Origin of the sequence: Luteimicrobium xylanilyticum (assembly GCF_009429125.1) — a bacterium.
In the GTDB taxonomy this organism is placed as follows: domain Bacteria; phylum Actinomycetota; class Actinomycetes; order Actinomycetales; family Cellulomonadaceae; genus Luteimicrobium; species Luteimicrobium xylanilyticum.
On record NZ_CP045529.1, the window covers coordinates 2,907,922 to 2,927,091 of the forward strand.

Consider the following 19,170-nt stretch of genomic DNA (forward strand, 5'->3'; position numbering starts at 1 on the left):
TCCCCCCATGGGACCGTAGCGCGGGACGGTGGACGGATCCTACGTCAGCCGAAACCACTGTCCTGACCACGCGCCGCCGCTCCGAACCCAACTACTACCGACGTAGATCCGGCTCGAGATAGATCGTCGTGGAGATCGGAACGGCCGCCCGAACACGCGCCTCGGCATCGTCGATGGCTCGGGCGATGTCGGGTGCGGTCTCGGTGGACGAGACCTCGATCTTGGCAGCGACGAGGAGCTCGTCCGGCCCCAGATGCATGGTTCTCAGGTGGATCACGGACGGCACTCCCTCTCCCACGAGCGCCGCGCGAATGGCCGCGACATCCGCTGGGGTGGCCGACTCGCCGAGAAGCATCGACCGCGTCTCGAGCGCCAAGATGACCGCGATGACGACGAGAAGCAGGCCGATAGCGGCCGATCCGACAGCGTCCCAGCGGCCGTCGTCGGTGGCGAGGGTCATCCCGACGCCGAAGAGCGCGAACACGAGGCCGACGAGCGCGCCGAAGTCCTCCAGCAGCACGACCGGCAACTCGGGAGCCTTCGCGGCGCGGATGTACTCGAACACGGACCGTGACCCGCGGGCCTGCTTCGACTCACGCATCGCGGTCCGGAACGACGCACCCTCCATGAGGATCGCAGCGAGCAGCACAGCGACCGGTACCCACTGCCACGACTCGATGGGGTGGGGGTCTTCGAACTTGTGCCACGCCTCGTACAGCGCGAAAAGCCCGCCGAGACTGAAGAGCACGATCGACACCATGAAGGCATACAGGTAGCGCTCACGCCCGTACCCGAAGGGGTGCTCGACGTCGGCAGCTTTGCGGGCTCGTTTACCACCGAGCAGCAGGAGGAGCTGGTTGCCGGAGTCTGCGAGTGAGTGGACCGACTCGGCGAGCATCGACGACGAGTGTGTCAGCAGGTACGCGACGAACTTGACGACTGCGATCCCGATGTTCGCAGAAAGCGCGGCAACGATCGCTTTGGTGCCGCCCTCGTGGCTCGACATGCACCCTCCGGGGGTCGCAGTGACAGGTGGGCGCCAATCTATCGCGACGACCGACCGACGATTCGCCCGGTCTTGGACTTGCCACGGCGCCACACCTCTCCGACAAGGTCCCTGGCAGAGATTCCGGAGGTGTGGGTGGCGACGCTCGTCTCGCCGGGGCCTTCGACCGATGCCCGTCGTCCCGCGCGCCGAGCATCCGACGTCTGCCGGTTGACCCTGTTGGTCACGACCATCGCCGAGTCTTCGTAGTAAGCGCGGTAGCTCGTCCGCACGCTGTCCAGTCGCTCGCCGAGGTCCTGGTCGTCGATGTCTCCGCGCGCACGTGCGGCAAGTGCGGTCCATGCGTCGTCCGCGAGACCACGCAGCGTCTCGGGGAGGTCGGTGCCCTCCCAGGTAGCGACGACGCGGCGGAGGGACGGCTCGATGAAGTCGTCGACGTCATGGTGCCGTCCCGGTGCGAGCTGCTCGCCCAGATCGAGCTCGAGGTCGGTGACCGCCGGCGCAAGAGCGAGGCGCCAGTCAGCCAGGAGCTCCTCGTAGAGCACGAAGGCACGCGACGCTCCACGTGTGGTGGCCTCATTGATGAGGTTCACATTGAGCCAGCCGGCGAGGTTCGCGATCTCCTCGCGTCGGTGCTCCAGCTCGTTGGTCGCCCTCGAGTAGTGGGCACTCCTGCTCCCGACGACCTCGGCGGGATGCCTCAACATCGTGAGAAAGCGGACATCGTAGCCGGCCGAGCGTGCGACCTCGGTCCAGGTCTTCGCTCCCCAGAACGTTCGCGGGTCCTTGACGACGACGTCGGAACCATCGGTCGGGAGATCCCGGAGCCATGACCGGATCTGTCCACGGACCTCGTCGGTCGCAAATACCTTGTCGACGAGATCCACCGCGGCCGGGTCGCCGTCCAGCGTGCTCACGCGCGCCCGCTTCAGATACTTCTTGTGCAGGTCGACGACCCACTGGGGCTCGTAGTGGCCGCGCGGGTTGTGCTTGTTGGCGCCCACGACCGGCTCGGGGACAAGGAGCCCCAGCCGGTCGAGGGTGCCCGCCATCGAGCTGGTCCCGCTGCGTCCCGCTCCAGTGACGAGGAGCATGACGCGCCGCCTGGTCGCGAGAGATTCTGGGGTGGTGGGTGCCACAGGTACGTGTCTCCTCGAACTGGGAAAAGCGAAGGTCAGACTGTGTGCGGGAGCCCGCCGATCATGCCGGCCGCGACGGTCTTGTTGGTGCTCTCGTCGACCAGGATGAACGACCCGGTCTGCGAGTTCTGCTGGTACGGGTCGACGAACAGGGGCTGGGTGACACGGAGCTGGGTACGGCCGATCTCGTTGAGCCCGAGCGCGGTAGCCTCCTCGTCACGGTGCAGCGTGTTGACGTCGACCCGGTAGTTGATCTGCTTGACGACGGCGCGAGCCCACCTGGTCGTGTGCTTGATGGCGTACTTCTTGCCCGGCACGAGGGGCGCGGTCTCGTCCATCCAGCACACCTGGGCGTCGATGTCCTGCACGGCCGCAGGCGTGTTGTTCGGGCGCGCGATCATGTCGCCGCGCGAGATGTCGATCTCATCGGTCAGGCGGACGGTCACGGCCATCGGGGGAAACGCCTCGTCAACCGGGCCGTCGGCCGTCTCGATGGACGCGATGGTCGTCTCGAGCCCTGACGGCAGCGCCACGACGCGGTCGCCCGGCTTCATGACGCCGCTCGCGACGGTCCCGGCGTAGCCGCGGTAGTCGAGGTGTTCGTGCTGGTGCGGCCGGATCACGTACTGCACCGGGAACCGGACGTCCACGAGGTTGCGGTCGCTCGCGACGTGCAGTCGCTCGAGATGGCTGAGCAGCGGCGAGCCGTCGAACCATGGCATGTTCTCGCTGCGGTCCACGACGTTGTCGCCCTTGAGCGCCGAGAGCGGGATGAAGGTGAGGTCCTTGACCCGCAGGCGTGCGGCGAAGTCCGTGAAGTCCTCGCGAATCTTCTCGAAGACGGCTTCGTCGTAGTCGACGAGGTCCATCTTGTTGACGCAGACCACGATGTGCGGGACGCCTAGGAGGGTCGCAAGGAACGTGTGCCGCCTGCTCTGCTCGATGAAGCCCTTGCGCGCATCGACGAGGATCAGGGCCACGTCGGCCGTCGACGCACCGGTCACCATGTTCCGGGTGTACTGGATGTGCCCGGGAGTGTCAGCGATGATGAACTTCCGCTTCGGCGTCGCGAAGTAGCGGTACGCGACGTCGATCGTGATGCCCTGCTCACGCTCGGCGCGGAGGCCGTCCGTGAGGAGCGCGAGGTCGGTGTAGTCGTTGCCGCGGTCCTTGGAGACCTTCTCGACGGACTCGAGCTGGTCGGCGAAGATCGTCTTCGAGTCGAACAGCAGACGGCCGATGAGCGTGCTCTTGCCGTCGTCGACGGAGCCCGCGGTGGCGAAACGGAGCAGGTCGGTAGCCATGTCTTAGAAGTAGCCCTCTCGCTTGCGATCCTCCATGGCGGCCTCGCTGACCTTGTCGTCGCCGCGCGTGGCGCCGCGCTCGGTCAGGCGCACGGCCGCAATCTCCTCGACGACCTGCGGCAGCGTGGACGCGGTCGACTCGACTGCAGCCGTAAGGTTCGCGTCGCCGATCGTGCGGTACCGGACGGACCGCACCTCCGCGGTCTCGCCTTCGCGCACCGGCGTGAACTCGTTGACGGCGTAGAGCATGCCGTGACGCTCGACGACCTCGCGCTCGGCAGCGAGGTAGAGCTCCGGAATCTCGATGCCCTCCTCCGCGATGTAGGACCAGATGTCGAGCTCGGTCCAGTTCGACAGCGGGAACACGCGGATGCTCTCGCCCTGGTGCACCCGCCCGTTGTAGAGGTTCCACAGCTCGGGCCGCTGGTTCTTCGGGTCCCACTGGCCGAAGTCGTCGCGGAACGAGAAGACCCGCTCCTTCGCCCGTGCCTTTTCCTCGTCGCGGCGGCCTCCACCGAACAGCGCGTCGAAGCCGTTCTTCTCTGCCGCCTCGAGGAGCACGGGTGTCTGGATGCGGTTCCGCGAGCCGTTCGGCTCTTCCCGGACGAGCCCGCGATCGATCGCCTCCTGCACGGAGGCGACGACGAGCTGGATGCCGAGACGGTTCACCCAGCGGTCGCGGCACGTGAGGACCTCGGGGAAGTTGAGCCCGGTGTCCACGTGCATGATAGGGAACGGGATGCGGGCCGGAGCGAACGCCTTGGCGGCGAGCTGGAGCATCACGATCGAGTCCTTGCCGCCGGAGAACAGCAGGCAGGGGCGCTGCATCTCCGCGACGACCTCGCGGAAGACGTGGATGCTCTCGGCTTCCAGGCTCCGGAGCTGGCTCAGGACGCGGCTTCTCACGGCTGGACACCTTCCTGGTTGGTCGCCCCGACGACGTCGAGAAGCTGACGCAGGTGAGCCGCCAGGGCCGGGTGACTGACGAAGAGGTCCGGCAGCCACGGGTTCTCACGGTTGTATTCGAGCTCGGAGCCGTCGAGGCGCGTGCACACGTACCCTGCCGCTTCGGCAACCGCGACGGGCGCCGCGGAGTCCCACTCGTACTGTCCGCCGCCGTGCACGTAGGCGTCGACGGTCCCGTCGACGACCGACACGACCTTCACGCCGGCCGAACCCATGGGGACGAGCTCGACATCGCCGCGCTCGGCGAGCGCCGCGACGAAGGCCGGCGGCCGACTGCGGCTGGCGGCGAGGCGCAGCGGGCGACGACCGGCAAGGACATCGGCGGTGTCGCGCATGTCGGGCAGAGCTGGTCGGGAGGTGTCGAAGACTTGGTCGCGCGCCGGAAGCCCGACGGCCCCCGCGGTCAGACCACCACCGCGCTCCCACAGGGCGACGTGGACGGCGAAGTCGGTGCGCCAGGAGCCGTCGGCGCGCTCGGCGAACTCGCGGGTCCCGTCAAGGGGGTCGACGATCCACACCCGGTCGGCATCGAGCCGGGCAACATCGTCGACCGCTTCCTCAGAGAGCACGAGGTCGTCGCCGCGGGCGCGGAGCAGCTGGGAAGCGAGCCACGCCTGCGACCGTGCGTCGCCCTCGGCCTTGAGCTGATTCGGATCGAACTCGTCGTCGGCCTCGTCGACGGCGTCGCGCAGCGTGACCAGGACTCTCCCGGCACCCTCGGCCAGGGCAGCAGCGAGTCCAGCGTCGTCGAGGTCGGGTTCGACGACGACCGGTTCGGGACGGGACAAGATCACTCCTCTGATGAATGCCGGGGAACCGCCGTCGTCACGCCTGGTGACGTTCTCGTGACGAACTGTGACACGGCGCGAATAGTGGCCGAGGCTATCATCGCGGGATGCCTCAGGACTCGACCGTCTGCGTTCGCCTTCGCGCCACGCATGCGTCTGCCGGGCCCGAATGAACGTCGACCCGACGCTCGTCCTCGGCGGCCTCGTGGTCGGCTTCGTGGTCGGTCTGACGGGAATGGGCGGCGGTGCGCTGATGACACCGATGCTCATCTTCGTGTTCAAGGTCGACCCCCTCATGGCCGTGTCGAGCGACGTGGTCGCGAGTCTGTTCATGAAGCCGGCGGGTGCGATCGTGCACCTCCGTCGTCGTACCGTGAACCTCAGGCTTGTGGGATGGCTGTGCGTGGGCTCGGTCCCTGCTGCGTTCTCCGGCGTGCTCCTGCTCCGCCTGCTGCCGTTCGGCGATGGGTTCGACGCCACGGTGAAAGTCGCCCTCGGTGCCGCCCTGCTCCTTGCCTCCGTCGGACTGGTCGTGCGCGCCGTACTCCAGATGGCCCGTCTTCAACCACTGGGAGAAGGCCCCGCCGCGCCCTCGTCGCCCGACGTCACGATCCGCCCGGTCCCAACCGTGATGCTGGGGGCGCTTGCGGGGCTGCTCGTCGGTATGACGTCTGTGGGCGCCGGCTCGATCGTGATCGTCGTCATCCTCCTGATGTACCCGGCGCTCAAGGCGTCGCAGGTGGTCGGCACCGACCTCGTCCAGGCCATCCCCCTCGTGGGGGCCGCTTCACTGGGCCATCTCCTCTACGGCGACTTCTCGCTGGGGCTGACCACGTCCCTCTTGATCGGGGCCATCCCCGGAGCGTGGCTCGGCGCCCAGGTCTCGAGCAAGGCCCCAGGTGGTCTCGTCCGCAGAGCACTGGCGATACTTCTCCTGGCTTCTGGCCTACGACTCGTCGGTGTTCCCCTCGGCTGGGTGGCGGCGTCCGCGGTGTCCGCCCTTGTTCTCGGCAACGTGCTCTGGATCGCCGTGCGACGGCGATTCTCGGCAACACCCCCCGAGTCTCCGCGACCAGCCAGCCCGGACCGGCCAGCGACCAAGGACGGTGGAACAGCATGAGCCCTACCACGACCACCGTGGCCCTGGGGGACGACGCGCTCGACGGCCTCGAGCGTGCGCTGCTCGGCGTCGGCCCTGCACCCGCACTCCCCGACGGCGTCTCGGCCGTCACGTACACGGACCACGAGAACACGCCGCTGGCACGGGCGGAGCGTTCCGCCGACCTCGTCACCCTCGTCCCCCTGCGGCCCTTGGCGCGCGGCACAGGACCGGCGTGGGACCCCGCCATCCGGCGCTCCGCCAGCGAGATTCGGGCCGAGCTGCGTAGCGGGGCAACCCGAATGGTCGCGGTGGTCCGCTCCCTCCCGACGCGCGGCGACCTGACGGCCCTGGGCAAGCTCATATCGTCGCCCGACGTGGCGCGGCCGGGCATCGTCGTCGTGGTGGTTCTCGTCTCACGGCGCACGCCCCCGGGCGCGATCTCCGCCGACGGACTCGTCCGTGCGACCCGGCACGCCGTCGCGCAGCTTCGGCAGGATGCCGACGAGACGGACGTGGTGCTCGTGGCGGTCCCGAGCGCTCCGGGGACCACCCCGACCGCCCAGACGCTCGCTGACGCGTACGGAGCGGACACCGTCCTCCTGCTGGACGATGAACGACCTCGACTCGAGAAGGAGGCCGTCCTCTCCCTGCGCCGCCGGCAGCGGGCGCTCGCGGACGCCCTCTATCCCCCGGCGTCGGCCACCGAGCTCGATGCGGCGCTCACTCCTGCGCGGGGGGCGGTCATCCTCCTCACGGGTCTCTCCGGCTCGGGCAAGTCCACCATCGCCCGAGCTCTCGTCAGCCGCCTCGAGGAGGAAGGCAGAGCAGCAACCCTGCTCGATGGTGACGCCGTCCGGCATCACCTTTCAGAGGGTCTCGGCTTCAGCCGAGCCGACCGGGAGACGAACGTGCGCCGCATAGGATTCGTCGCCGCGCTCGTCGCGCAGCACGGGGGCATCGCGGTGGCAGCACCGATCGCGCCGTTCGCAGCGAGTCGCGACGATGTCCGGCGGCTCGCCCAGGAGCACGCACGGTTCGTGCTCGTACATGTCGCCACGCCTCTCGCCGTGTGCGAGGCGCGGGACCGCAAGGGGCTCTACGCGAAGGCGCGTGCCGGTTCGATCCCTGACTTCACCGGAATCTCCTCGCCCTACGAGGTTCCGACCGATGCCGATCTGGTCCTCGACACCACAAGGGTCTCTGTGGAGGACGCGGTGGATCGAATCCTCACGGTCGTGCTGGCCGGGCCAACACGCGAGCAACATTGGTGACCAGCCGGCCGAGCCGGACCGACGTACGGCTACGCGACTGATGCCGACGCCGTGTGCCGAAGGCTCACGTTGCCGTAGGCGGTCACGTGTACCTGCTCGTGCGTGAAGGCTTCGGGGTCTGCGGACAGTCTGGCACGTCCGGGGTTGCCGTCGTCGACGACCTCGGCGTACAGATCGAGCACGTCGCTCGGCAGGCCGTCGAACGCCGTCCAGGGCAGCACGACGTCGAAGGAGCGGGTCCGGTCGGCTGCGGGCGAACTGAGCCGACACACCGCGCGACCGTAGAGCGCCTCGCTCCGGCCACGCCACGCGACAAAGAGCTGCGGACCCTGCGAGGCCAGCTCACCGGTAAGCGTGCCGCGGAGTCGCGCGCCTCCCTCTGAAGGCTCGACGGCGTCGAGCCTTCCCTGGATGCTGACCCGACGAATGGAACGCTTGCGCGCCCGGGCTGCGGCGAGCTCCTCTACCCAACGGTCGAGGACGGCGTCGTCCCTGAAGTCCTGCGCTCGCGCGACTGCCGCACCCCGCATCTCCGCAAGCCGCTTCTCGGGCAGCCCTGCCACGGTGCGAATGGTGCGCGCGAGCTCCCGTACGTCGCCCGGCGGGACGAGGAAACCGTTGACGCCATGCTCGATGATGTCGCTGGGTCCATAGCGGATGTCGTAGGCGATCGGGAGGCAGCCCGCACCCATGGATTCCATCAGAACGAGTGGGAAACCCTCGTGTCGGCTGCTCAGGACACTGAAGGACGACGTCTCGAAGTGCTGCGCTGCGCGCGGATCATACCCGCGGAGCTCGACGTGCTCCCCAAGGCCGAGATCGTCGACGAGCGCGCCAAGCTTCCCGGCCTTCTTGCCACTTCCGAAGACGTCGAGCGTGACCTCCGGGTCCTTCCGCACGACAGTCGCCATTGCCCGGATCGCATGGTCGACACGCTTCTGCCAGACGAGTCGAGCGACCATCACTCCTCGGCTGCGGGGCCGTGGGAGCGGATCCTTGAGCGCGATGGTGCGCGAGTTCGGGATGGTCCGGCCGTTGTGGACGGCCACCCCCAGCTCTGCGAGGTCGAGGCGTTGCCGGTCGGTGAGGATCGCGACGAGGTCGATCCCGTCGAGCCCTTCAACGGTGCGCTGTTGACGGGCGGCAAGTGGGCCCGACGCGGACGGCGCGTCGATCGCGAGATGCGCGTGGTGGATGACCTGGACGGTGACGACGTTCGGGCGCCGGTACTGGCCGAGGAACGCCCCGATCGCCTGGGAGTCGTTGACCAAGTACGCGGGTCCCTCACCGAGGACGACGTCGAACCACGAGAAGTAGAGCGCCCGGGCGGATGTCCACGAGCCGAGTGGTTCACCGTCCGTCGCATAGACGGTGATGCGGCGCGTGCGCCTGCCCCCCTTGCCGGGCACGTCGAGCCGGTCGGACACGACGCGCGTGCCGTCGCGGCGGTAACGGTCGGTCTGCAGTACCGTCCCGTCCCCGTCAGTTCGAGTCGCCACGCTCTCGCCGTGGTGGGCCACGGGATCGTCCGCGACGGCGGCGACCGCGTTCGTCGTTTGCGCGAGGCGGCGCAAAGCACCGTCGTCGAGCGCGGAGAACTCGTGCCAGACGTTGCGGAGCCGGACGCCGGGCTTGAGGCGGCCCGACTCCCGCAGGCGGTTCACGGCCCGGTCGAGGTCGAGGTCCGGCGCCAGGGTGAGCAGGTCGATGGTGCGACCGGTCCGGGCCGCGACGGTCGCGGTGCGGTGGAGGAGGACGTTCGTGATGCCGCCGAACTCGTCGGGGATGGTCCAGGCCAACGCGACGTAGCGGTCGTCGGGGAAGTGCTTGACCTCGCGGTCGGCACCGGCCGAGCGAGAAGCCGAGGCCAGGGCTTTGGGCTCGCGTCGTCGCCGGCGCAGTCGCCTCAAGAAGTCCACCTACTACCTCTGTTCTTCGTGCGGGGCCGGCCCTCGCCGGATTCCCGGCGATCTTAAGGGACGTTGCCCTCGGCTAGCATGGTGCGACCCACCCACACCCATCGAAGGATCGCCCTGTGCCGCTCATCCGCGACGTCAAGACGCTTGGCCAGCAAGCGAAGCGAGCACTGCGCCGGCGCCGCGCGCAGGCGGAGTGGGACTCGTACGAGGCCGAGCGCGGTGCCCTTCCGGAGCGGCACTTCGAGGCTGTGATCTACTTCGCGGACACTGTGGTCAACCAGTATCAGCTACGTCAGTGGTACGAGCCTATGAGGCGACTGTCGGTGCAGCACCCGGTCGCCGTGGTCATGCGCAACGTACAGACGGCGACCGCTCTGAAGGAGGAGTGCCCCCTTCCGATCATCGTGAAGCGCACCGTCGCGGAAATCGAGGAGTGGCTCGAGACCCAGCGCGTCGGGATCGTCTTCTACGTCAACCAGAACACCCGCAACTTCCAGATGATGCGATTCCGGGACCCGGCCCACGTCTTCATCAGCCACGGCGAGTCCGACAAGGACTATATGGCGTCGAACCAGCTCAAGGCGTACGACTACACGTTCATCGCAGGACAGGCAGCGTACGAGCGGATCAGCAAGCGCCTCATCGACTTCGACGTAGACAAGCGGCTGGTCCGCATCGGTCGGCCGCAGGTCGACGTCGAGTACGAAGGCCCCACGTTGCCCGACGACGGCCGCACCGTCGTGCTCTACGCGCCTACGTGGGAGGGGGACCGGCCGAGCATGACGTACTCCTCGCTGAAGTCGCACGCGGAGCCTATGCTCGACGCACTCCTCGCAACGGGCAAGCACCGTGTCGTCTACCGCCCGCACCCCCGAACCGGTGCGTATGACCCGATGTTCAAGGAAGTCCACTCCGGCATCGTCGCGAAGCTGCAGCGCGCAAACACAGAGGACCCCTCGGCACACCACATGGTGGACACCGAGTCCGCCTTCGGGTGGCATCTCGCCGCGGCCGACGTCTGCGTGTGTGACATCTCCGCGGTCGCCTTCGACTGGCTCGCCACCGGCAAGCCATTGCTCCTCACCGAACCGGCCTCTCCCGAAGCCGAGGTAGACCGAACCGGCCTCGCCGGACTCATCGAGACGTTCAAGGCGCCCGACGCTGCGAACGCTCTCGGAATCATCGAGTCGTTCTCGTCCGAGGAGACGCGCGCGAAGTTCGCCGCGATCGTCGAGCAATACTTCGGGGATGTAACCCGCGGCGGGTCAACGCAAAAGTTCATTCGTGAGGCCGGCGCCATCATCCGGCGCCGTGCGTCGCCCGTCCTGAGTCCTTCCTAGACGTCCTTCGCGGGGCCACATTGCCGTGAGGCTGGAGGTCAGTCTCGGGCGGGGCGAATGGACTAGGTGTACTGCCCAGGCAGGTTGGTCAATCTCGTGATGGGTGGGACCTTGCCGATGGCGGAGTGGGGTCGGTGGTGGTTGTACTGCTGGAGCCATCCTGGCAGAGCTCCTCGGCGCGCCTCTTCTGGCTTGTAGTGGCGCGCGAAGGCCCACCCGGCGGCCATGGTGCGGTTGAACCGTTCGATCTTCCCGTTCGTCTGGGGCCGGTAGGGATGGGGTCTTCTTCACGGTGATCTCCAGCTCGGCGCAGGCATCACGCCAGGCATGGGACTTGTAGGCCGACCCGTTGTCGGAAAGAACCCGTTCGACGACCACGCCGCGGGCAGCGAACCCGGACACCGCCCGGCGTAGGTGCACTGCCCAGGGACGTTGGTCGATCGAGTGTGGCGACACGCGTTCGGATGCGTGACAGGCGAAGACCTCCGGGCGTGGAGTGGGACTGCTGAAGGTTCCACAACGGCCAGGAGGTCTTCGTGTCTCACGCTAACGCTGCTTTGACCCCGCGTGCTCGTCTTCGTCTCGCGCGTTTGATCGTGGACGAGGGCTGGCCGGTCGCGGTCGCGGCCCGCCGGTTGGACGTGTCCTGGCCGACGGCGAACCGGTGGGCGACCCGGTATGCCGCCATGGGCGCCGAGGGGATGGCGGATCGTTCGAGCCGCCCGCACAAGGTCGCGAACAAGACGCCCGTGCACCGGGTCAAGCAGGTGGTGCACCTGCGGTGGAAGAAGCGGCTGTCACCGGTCGAGATCGGTGCACGACTCCCGATGCCGGCCTCCACGGTGCACGCGATGCTGACCCGGTGCCGGCTCAACCGGCTCTCCCACGTGGACGCGCGCACGGGAGAGCCGGTCCGCCGCTACGAGCACGACCGTCCCGGCGCGATGATCCACGTGGACGTCAAGAAACTCGGGAACACCCCCGGCGGTGGCGGGTGGCGGTTCGTGGGCCGGGCGCCCAAGGCGACCGCAACCGTGCCGCGATGACCGGCAAGCCGCGCAACGCCCGCTACGAACGCAAGATGGGCACCGCGTTCGTGCACACCGTGATCGACGACCACTCCCGGGGCGCCTACGCCGAGATCCACGACGACGAGACCGGCCACCGCGTTGGGTGTCCTCCGCGTGATGTCCAGGGACGTCGGTCAGCCGGCTGATCGGTGGCTGGTTGCTGATCGCGGAGTGGAGCCTGTGGTGATTGCAGAAGTGGAGCCAGGCCGGGAGCAGGGCGTTGCGTTGCTGGGTTGAGTCGTAGAGGCGGGCGTAGGCCCATCCGTCGGCCAGGGTCCGGTGGAAGCGTTCGATCTTCCCGTTGGTCTGGGGCCGGTAGGGGTGGGTCCGTTTGTGGGTGATATCAAGCTGGGCGCAGGCCTCGCGCCACGCGTGGGAGCGGTAGGCCGATCCGTTGCGTCCATCCCGCCGCCAGGGAGCTACCCCCTTCCTCGCACCGGCCCCAACGTCATAAGCCCAAAACCCAACTACGTATCGAGGGACCCGCCTGGACGGCCTCAGGGTGTCGACTCAACCACCTTGTCCGGCCTAAGCATCCCGAGGCGACGATATCGTACGGTTGTATTCTTCTCGAGCCAGACAGTAAAGAGACGCTCCGAAAGAAATCCGTACACGCGTGACTGGTAGGCCGTGCCGTACTCACGCAGGTCGCACGACGCCGCGAACTTATCCAAAATTGCAAACAGCCATTCAGAATAGTCGTCGAACACTTCCTGACGACCAATGTACATGTTTGCCAAGAAAAATTTCGAGTCCCGCATCACTTTCAAGAAGGCGTTCCTATAGTCAGGGAAGAGCTCCTCAACTATCGCAAACGTCTCTAGCAAGTCGCCAGCCGCATGCGCTCGACCGTATTGATTCATGACGGTCTTTGGAATAGTCGCAATCCCCTCCCCCGCAACCTCCCACCGATAGGGAATCAGTAGGTCGACGTCAGAAAGAGCGTTTGCAATCTCCTCTCGACCGATCACACGGCCCGTACCGGGCGCCTTAAGAAAGCGGCGGTAGTGCACCATGCCCTTGTAGCGCGCCTCCACGTTCCTCCACACCCAATACTGGGCTGTCAGCTCGCAGAAGTTCGCGTTCTTATTGGCGATATTCTCGAGCGTGTCGTCCTGGTAGACCGGCTGCGTGGTATCGAGCACAACCTCCCTTCGCCCCTCGCCCACAACCACAGGAAAATATCCGTCGATATCGGGAACCCAGGAACTCTTGTGGGCAACGACAGCGACGAACGTGTCACCCTGATCAGGTCGGACCTTCGTGGCAGACGGGTACAAGCTATCAGCGACTGCGAGCTTCTTCTGGGCGAGGCGCTCGACCAGACTGCGCATGTCCGGGTTGATGCCCGGCGTCAAATCATCGTCGCGGTAATCACGCGACACGTCGACAAGCCCCCAGCCCGAAGGAAGATCAAGCAGAGAACGGTGCTTGACTCCGTAGAAATCACTACCTGCCGTCAGCGCAAGGCCTGGCGAACCGAGCGCCGACGCGACAAGGTGAAAGTGAAATCGCGTTGTTATCCATGTCGTCGTAGGGCCAGCCGGAATGCCGTCTTCCCAAATGGACTGGAAAGAGTAGAAGGTAATTGGATTCGGAAGCTTCTCGCCGAGACGGCGGCGAACCCAACCGTCCTTCTGGGGAAATCCTTCTGCCACGCCGACTTCCATGTCGTCCTCATAAAATGGAAGACGCTTGATAGCGGCAACTGCAGCCTCAAGCAACGCGTCCGTCTGCTCCGCCGCATAGTCCGTCTGAAGATTGACAACCACACGCGGCGCCCCTGCAGCCCGTTTGATCGTAGTGGCACCCGGACGGAAGGCCAGCCAGACGTCGTCGAGACCGCACGGCACGTCGAGCAGTTCAGAGCCACGTGTGTCTCGGCTCTCAACGTAGTCAAACTCTCGTAGCTTACTGCGCACCCAGGGCCTATACGTGTCCGTAATGGGCGTCAATCCCAGCCCGGTACCAAACAGGAAGCTCCCGCTACGCTTCTTGACCGCCGAAGCAACGGCCAACATGAGATACCGTGTAGGCCAGTCTGAATTGAGATAGCCCCCTCCCATGAAGTGGATAGAACGCGCCTCATCGCGCAGACGACTGATCGCAATGTCCCAATCAGGAGTCCCGAGCCCCCTGATCTTGCTCGCAATCCAGGCCTCACGATCGTCCATCTTCTCAGACCGGCGAAATGCGCGCGTCGCAAGATCGATCAGAACGCTCGTCATTGTCAAGTCGTGGTGTCGCTTGTACTGCAGTGCGGCAACATTCGACGGCTTGCCGGTCGAAAGGACAACGGCATCCTCTGGAAAGCGCTCCTCCAAGTAGTCAACCCACGTACGATTAAGGAGTTCGTCGCCGTAGTTCGGAATTCCTCCGACGCCCACAAGATAACGAGTTGTCACGATACGCAACTCCCTCAACTTCGCAAGATATAGCCCGCAATTCCGGGCGTCGATTCGAACTTCCAAACTCGCGGCACAACTCTTTGGCCAATACAGTGTACGTCATGGGGCCGGAAGCGCCGCCGACGGTGCTGTCGCAGAGGCGGACAAGTCCGCACAGGCGTCGTCCCGGTTCTGGTTAGCCGGGTCGCCCCGCAATACGGCCTCCAAGTGTTCCATAGCGGTCGCGGCATACGCAGCGTAGTCAAAGACCGATGCCGAGACTTGACCGTCAAGAAACGCACGTAGACCCTCAGCAAGTGCCTCCGGCGTCGGATCAGTGACCAGTCCATTCCCGCCATAGAGCGCCCCATCTACCGTGTAGAAGCGAGTCGTCACAATAGGCAGCCCGAGTAGCTGTGCTTCGAGAAGCACCATCGGCTGACCTTCATATCTGCTAGACATCACGAAGCAGTCCGCCTTCGCCATGAGCCGAACGGCGTCGGGTTGATACCCTGCAAACACTACGCCGCGCTGCAGCCCGAGTCTGCGTACGAGCTTCTCCAGTTTGTGCCTTTGGGGGCCATCGCCAACAATCACGAGGCGCGCGCTTCGACCCTCCACCTCCAATATGGACATCGCACGGATCAGCCGCGAGAGAGCCTTCTCCGGTGAAAGTCTGCCAGCAAAGAGAAACGTGGGTCGGCGATCCGCCGCAGGAAATGCCGATCTGTCAGCCGAGTACTGATCAATCGCCGTCCGAAGTTCGGCCAGGTCCAAGCCACTTGCAATGTCAGAGATTTCGAGTTGCGGGCCGAGCACCAGTTCCCGCATTCCCCCCCGAAGATTCAAACCTGCACCTCTAACCTGCGCCTCGATCTGCTTAACAGGTAGCAGGTTCTCTACATAACGGAACTTCCCGCGTGGCGCGTATCTTTCCAGACGCTTTCGATTGCGTCGCATTAGTCGCTCGCTCACCGATACGAGGGCATCGAACCCATCGTAAAGCGCGAAGGTTGCGCGCAGATTTCTCAAGTGTGGCCACTCGCCATCCACAAATCGGCGCGAGTCCGCGTCTAGATCGTTATGCTGCCAAATAGCGTGGCGTCGCGCCGGCACCGACCGAAGAAGCGCGGCGAAGAACGGTGAATAGCCACTAAAATCGACTACGGCATCAAATCGCGCATCACCGAAACAGCGTCGCGCCTCGCGCGCGAATAGCTCAAGGAAGGTATTTCGCACCCGCCTGCTGCTGGTCGGGCCATCCTGGATAAAGGCTGCCCTCGCCTGGGCCTCACGCGGAGTCTGGACCTGGCGCCCCACGCGGTGAAGGACGCGACACCGAGGGTCGATCCGCCCGATCATGTTGGGGTCACCGCCGGGTCCCACGTAGACCGTTACGTCGTACTCCGAGTAGTTGATTGCGTTCAGAAGCGCGACGGCCGAACTGGTAATCCCGTTCGCACTCATCCCGCCCGGATAGAGGAGTATTCGTCGCTTCTTGACGCTGGTGCGCCTCTCCTCCAGGTCCGTCTCGCCGACAACACCTGCAAATACCTGATCAATAACACGAGCGGTCGCGCCGCCGTCCTCCTTGGATGCGAATCGCTTTCGCCACTCACGCCGGGTCGTCCGGCGCTGGTCGCCGGTCAACGCCGCGCGTACATCGTCGATTAACTTCGCAGGCGTCTCCGAAAGTGGACCAGGCCACTTCTCCTTTGGGAGATAGAGCCCTCTCCGCTGCGTATATTCCGTGAGGTCTTTGGCAAAGAAGCAAATCGGCCGATCAAGAGGAAGGAAATCGAAGAAAATGCTCGAGTAGTCAGTAACCAAAATATCGGTTGCGGCAAGAAGTTCGTTCGTGCCGATCTCAAGCGGAACCAAGAAGCCGCTCAGCCGTTCGTCCGTCGCTGCCCGACCGTACACAAACTGATGCAGTCGCAGCAGGACCACGACCGGGCCCGAGTCAGCAAGCCCCTCGCTCGCCATCCGCACGATCTCCGCAAGATCCTCGAGGTCGTCCTCCGGATTGCTGAGGTCGTCCCCCTTCCAGGTGGGTGCATAGAGGACGATGCGCTTGCCCTGGACCTCCAGACCCGCCGACTCGAGTCGCGCTCGCGCCCGGTCCGCCGCGCCCTCCCGAAGGCTAACGTCGACCCGTGGATATCCGAGCTCAAGGATGGCGCCGTCATAGATCCCCTCAAGGCGGAACGCGTTGCTATACATGGTTTCCGTCGTATAGCGGTTCGGGGAGAGGAGATAGTCTGCCGCGAGCGCATTGCGCACAACGTTTCCAGCGCTCCGCGGTCCTGCGGGCGTGTCATATAGCATCTTCTTAAGAGGCGTACCGTGCCACGTATTTAGATAGACCTGATTATCCCGTTTTGTAAATTCGCTCGGGAAGGTCGAGTTGTTGACAAGATACTTTGCGCGGTGGAGGGCAGTGAAATACTCCTCCGAGCGATAACTGACGACCCGGACCCGCGCATTTGAGGCGAATTCACGTTCGAATGATGAGTCGCCGGACGGATCCTTGAGCGCCCAAATATGCGTGAATCCTTCAAAGCGTGGATCTGCAAGTATCCCTCGGAAAATCGCCTCGGGATTGCAGCCTACGGTGGTCGCATGGTAGGCCTCGTACAAAACGGTGTTGTCCCAAAGGGGCGCCTTCAATGCGTCGACGATGACCGAGCCGCGGCGAAGGTGCTCCTGGTCGGATTCTACGCGCGAATCCGATTCGCGGTCCGCGCGTATCCTTGCTTCCCGCTCGCGGGCCGCCCGCAGTTTGGTGATTTCGCGCTCGAACTCCATGCGACGAATCCGGGCACCCGCTTCGGACCGGACGCCAGCGGGTAGCAACTTTGCGGCCTTCTTGGCGCCGACTTGCGCGGCCTTGGACACGGACGCCATCTATGACTACTCCTCTTTCAACAATTTCAGATTGCTAAACGTATTGGTTCGCCCTTTCAAGGTCCTCCTGGAAGTCCACTTCGACCGCGTACAGGTCCGAGATGTCAACTGGGAGAACCTTGAAGCCGTCCTTCTCGATCGCGAGCTCCATGCCACGCTCGAAGTAGTCCTGCTCGTCCGCCTCCTCGAGACGGGCGATCAAGTTTGCCTTGTCCGCAGGCGCCACATAGTTGATTCCCACCGACTCACCGAGCCCACCCTTGACGATCTTCGAGAGTTCAAGTACGTGGCCGTCGTCGTCGACGGTGTACTTGACCTCCTCGTCGCCGACGGACGAGGTGTTGACGCACGCGAACGACTGACCCTTCTCGACGAGCGGCTGCACACGGCGCAGCACCTCGGGGTCGAAGACGACGTCTCCGTTCATCCAGAGCACCCCCCGCTCGCCGGTGACCCGGAGCGCCTTGAGCAGACTCTTGGAGGTGTTGGTGACGTCGTACTGCGGGTTGTAGGCGAAGGTCGCATCCGGGTTCGCCTCGAGGATCTGCTCCAGCTTGAAGCCCACCACCACGAGCACCTCGGACTCTCGTCCGAGTCCGTCACGGATGTTGCCCATCTGCTGGGCCATGATCGTCCGGCCATCCTTGAGCGGCGTCAGCGACTTCGGGAAGGGCCGACCCAACCGGGTTCCCATCCCGGCCGCCAAGATCACTACCTGCACCGACATTCCGTCACCTCTGCTTACTCAAGCGCCATGCGGCGCATTCTGCCTGTTCGACACCGGCGACCGCGCCGCCCGCGCTTGCTCTCGGTCCGCAACGACCGTCACGCACGCCTCGACGAATCGTCTGGTCGCCGCGCCCGGCGACACGTCCCCGAGATAGTAGCCTCTGAGTCCGGTCTGCTCCGACCGCCATGCGCCGTCCGCGACGAGCGACCGGATGGCGTCGCCTGCGCTCGCCGCATCGTCAGCAGTCAGCCCCGGTACCGCAGCACGCAGCGGCGTCTCGTGGAGGCGGACCTTGGGGTCATGCGGCACGGTCATGAGCTGTGGGCGTCCGGTGGCGAGCCAGTCCACCGCGACCCCCGAGACGTCACTGATCAGGACGTCGGCCGCAGCGAAAGAGACACCCAGATTGACGCCAGCATCCGTGCGGTGGGGGGCGCCGGCCCGCTGAACGATCTCCCGGATAGAGCGGTCCGCTGCGGCGTGCTCCGGCGCACGCGCACCGGTGAGCGGATGCGGGCGATACACGACGTGGAAGCCGCCGTCGTCGAGCAGCGCCCGGACCAGGGCCTCGCCATGGCTCACCACGCTGCCGTAGCAGACGGAGGGCTGGGCGCCCTCCCACGTGGGCGCGTACAAGACCGTGATCGGCCCGTCGCCCGAAACCTCCCGTGGCACGACCTCCGAGGAGAGCGCCGTCGTGCGTTGTGCATCCACCTGCGGTCGCCCGACCACGAGGCAACGGACCTCCGCGTCGTACCCAACGAGCTCGCGGCCGATCCGGTCGACCGCCGCCTGTCCTGCCACAAAGGCGTAGTCGTAGCCCTTGAGCTGGTTGGACGCCGACACGGCCTTGTCACTGTCACCGTGGAGCAGCGAGACGTGCACGAGGCCGGCCAGCCGCAGGACTGTGAAGTTGGCGGGATTGTGGTTCACGTACAGCACGAGGCGCGGCGCACCCCGCTCGACGACCGCCTCGAACGTCGACGGCCGGGCGAGGACGAGCACCTTGAGATCGGGCGCCGCCGCGCGGACCGCCCGCGCCGTCCGCGAGTCCTGGAGGACGATGACAAGACCCAGGGAGTCGTCGACCGCGCGGAACGTCTCGAACCACTGCTCCAGCTGATAGAGGGCACCGGGCGGGTCTGCGAAGAACACCACGACCTGCTGAGAGAGGACGAGGTCAGTCGCCGCGTCGTCCTCTCCGAGCAGGTCTGGCTGACCGGAGGGAACGAGGCCCCAAC

General features: G+C 65.5%; 13 protein-coding genes and 3 pseudogenes. 4 read left to right on the top strand and 12 right to left on the bottom strand.

The features are described 5' to 3' along the window. Positions 1-94: 94 nt before the first annotated feature. The 5 genes from KDY119_RS12870 to KDY119_RS12890 form a co-directional block, all read right to left on the bottom strand. Positions 95-1,006: a cation diffusion facilitator family transporter gene (locus tag KDY119_RS12870; protein WP_036946676.1), complete on the bottom strand. Its 912-nt coding sequence runs from the start codon at positions 1,004-1,006 to the stop codon at positions 95-97. A 38-nt stretch (positions 1,007-1,044) separates the two neighbouring features. Next, positions 1,045-1,893, bottom strand: coding sequence for a hypothetical protein (locus tag KDY119_RS12875; protein WP_153022402.1), 849 nt, complete (start codon positions 1,891-1,893; stop codon positions 1,045-1,047). 287 nt (positions 1,894-2,180) lie between these two features. Beyond that, complete coding sequence (gene cysN, locus KDY119_RS12880; protein WP_036946679.1) at positions 2,181-3,449, bottom strand: sulfate adenylyltransferase subunit CysN; 1,269 nt, start codon at positions 3,447-3,449, stop codon at positions 2,181-2,183. 3 nt (positions 3,450-3,452) lie between these two features. Beyond that, positions 3,453-4,355, bottom strand: coding sequence for a sulfate adenylyltransferase subunit CysD (gene cysD / locus KDY119_RS12885; protein WP_036946682.1), 903 nt, complete (start codon positions 4,353-4,355; stop codon positions 3,453-3,455). Next, positions 4,352-5,485, bottom strand: coding sequence for a 3'(2'),5'-bisphosphate nucleotidase CysQ (locus KDY119_RS12890; protein WP_227994337.1), 1,134 nt, complete (start codon positions 5,483-5,485; stop codon positions 4,352-4,354). Before KDY119_RS12890 ends, cysD begins: the two co-directional genes overlap by 4 nt. On the opposite strand from KDY119_RS12890, the gene KDY119_RS12895 reads away from it, so the two are divergent. Both KDY119_RS12895 and cysC read left to right on the top strand, forming a co-directional pair. Then, positions 5,439-6,323, top strand: a complete 885-nt coding sequence (locus KDY119_RS12895) for a sulfite exporter TauE/SafE family protein (RefSeq protein WP_407657402.1) — start codon at positions 5,439-5,441, stop codon at positions 6,321-6,323. The genes KDY119_RS12890 and KDY119_RS12895 overlap by 47 nt on opposite strands. Continuing rightward, on the top strand, positions 6,320-7,576 hold the full coding sequence (gene cysC / locus KDY119_RS12900) for an adenylyl-sulfate kinase (RefSeq protein ID WP_036946685.1): 1,257 nt from the start codon (positions 6,320-6,322) through the stop codon (positions 7,574-7,576). Before KDY119_RS12895 ends, cysC begins: the two co-directional genes overlap by 4 nt. 29 nt (positions 7,577-7,605) lie before the next feature. Here the strand turns inward: cysC and KDY119_RS12905 are convergent, their stop codons facing one another. Then, the gene (locus KDY119_RS12905) at positions 7,606-9,150 is read right to left on the bottom strand and encodes a glycosyltransferase (RefSeq protein WP_148283995.1); all 1,545 of its coding nucleotides are present in this window, start codon (positions 9,148-9,150) and stop codon (positions 7,606-7,608) included. Positions 9,151-9,611: 461 nt separating this feature from the next. Between KDY119_RS12905 and KDY119_RS12910 the strand changes: the two genes are divergently transcribed. Continuing rightward, the gene (locus KDY119_RS12910) at positions 9,612-10,835 is read left to right on the top strand and encodes a CDP-glycerol glycerophosphotransferase family protein (RefSeq protein WP_036946691.1); all 1,224 of its coding nucleotides are present in this window, start codon (positions 9,612-9,614) and stop codon (positions 10,833-10,835) included. Positions 10,836-10,897: 62 nt separating this feature from the next. Here KDY119_RS12910 and KDY119_RS12915 read toward each other — a convergent pair. Continuing rightward, positions 10,898-11,249, bottom strand: a pseudogene (locus KDY119_RS12915) (integrase core domain-containing protein); the annotation flags it as partial. A 122-nt stretch (positions 11,250-11,371) separates the two neighbouring features. Here KDY119_RS12915 and KDY119_RS12920 point away from each other — a divergent pair. Further along, positions 11,372-12,019, top strand: a pseudogene (locus tag KDY119_RS12920) (helix-turn-helix domain-containing protein); the annotation flags it as partial. Here KDY119_RS12920 and KDY119_RS12930 read toward each other — a convergent pair. From KDY119_RS12930 to KDY119_RS12950, 5 genes and pseudogenes are all read right to left on the bottom strand, one after another. Then, positions 12,020-12,301, bottom strand: a pseudogene (locus KDY119_RS12930) (integrase core domain-containing protein); the annotation flags it as partial. It abuts the pseudogene before it with no gap. A gap of 101 nt (positions 12,302-12,402) precedes the next feature. Next, on the bottom strand, positions 12,403-14,328 hold the full coding sequence (locus tag KDY119_RS12935) for a DUF4422 domain-containing protein (RefSeq protein WP_153022404.1): 1,926 nt from the start codon (positions 14,326-14,328) through the stop codon (positions 12,403-12,405). Between the two features lie 84 nt (positions 14,329-14,412). Then, positions 14,413-17,190, bottom strand: a complete 2,778-nt coding sequence (locus tag KDY119_RS12940; RefSeq protein WP_194174215.1) for a glycosyltransferase — start codon at positions 17,188-17,190, stop codon at positions 14,413-14,415. 43 nt (positions 17,191-17,233) lie between these two features. After that, on the bottom strand, positions 17,234-17,926 hold the full coding sequence (locus KDY119_RS12945) for a phosphocholine cytidylyltransferase family protein (protein WP_036946694.1): 693 nt from the start codon (positions 17,924-17,926) through the stop codon (positions 17,234-17,236). A gap of 18 nt (positions 17,927-17,944) precedes the next feature. Beyond that, positions 17,945-19,084, bottom strand: coding sequence for a CDP-glycerol glycerophosphotransferase family protein (locus KDY119_RS12950; protein WP_194174217.1), 1,140 nt, complete (start codon positions 19,082-19,084; stop codon positions 17,945-17,947). Positions 19,085-19,170: the final 86 nt, after the last annotated feature.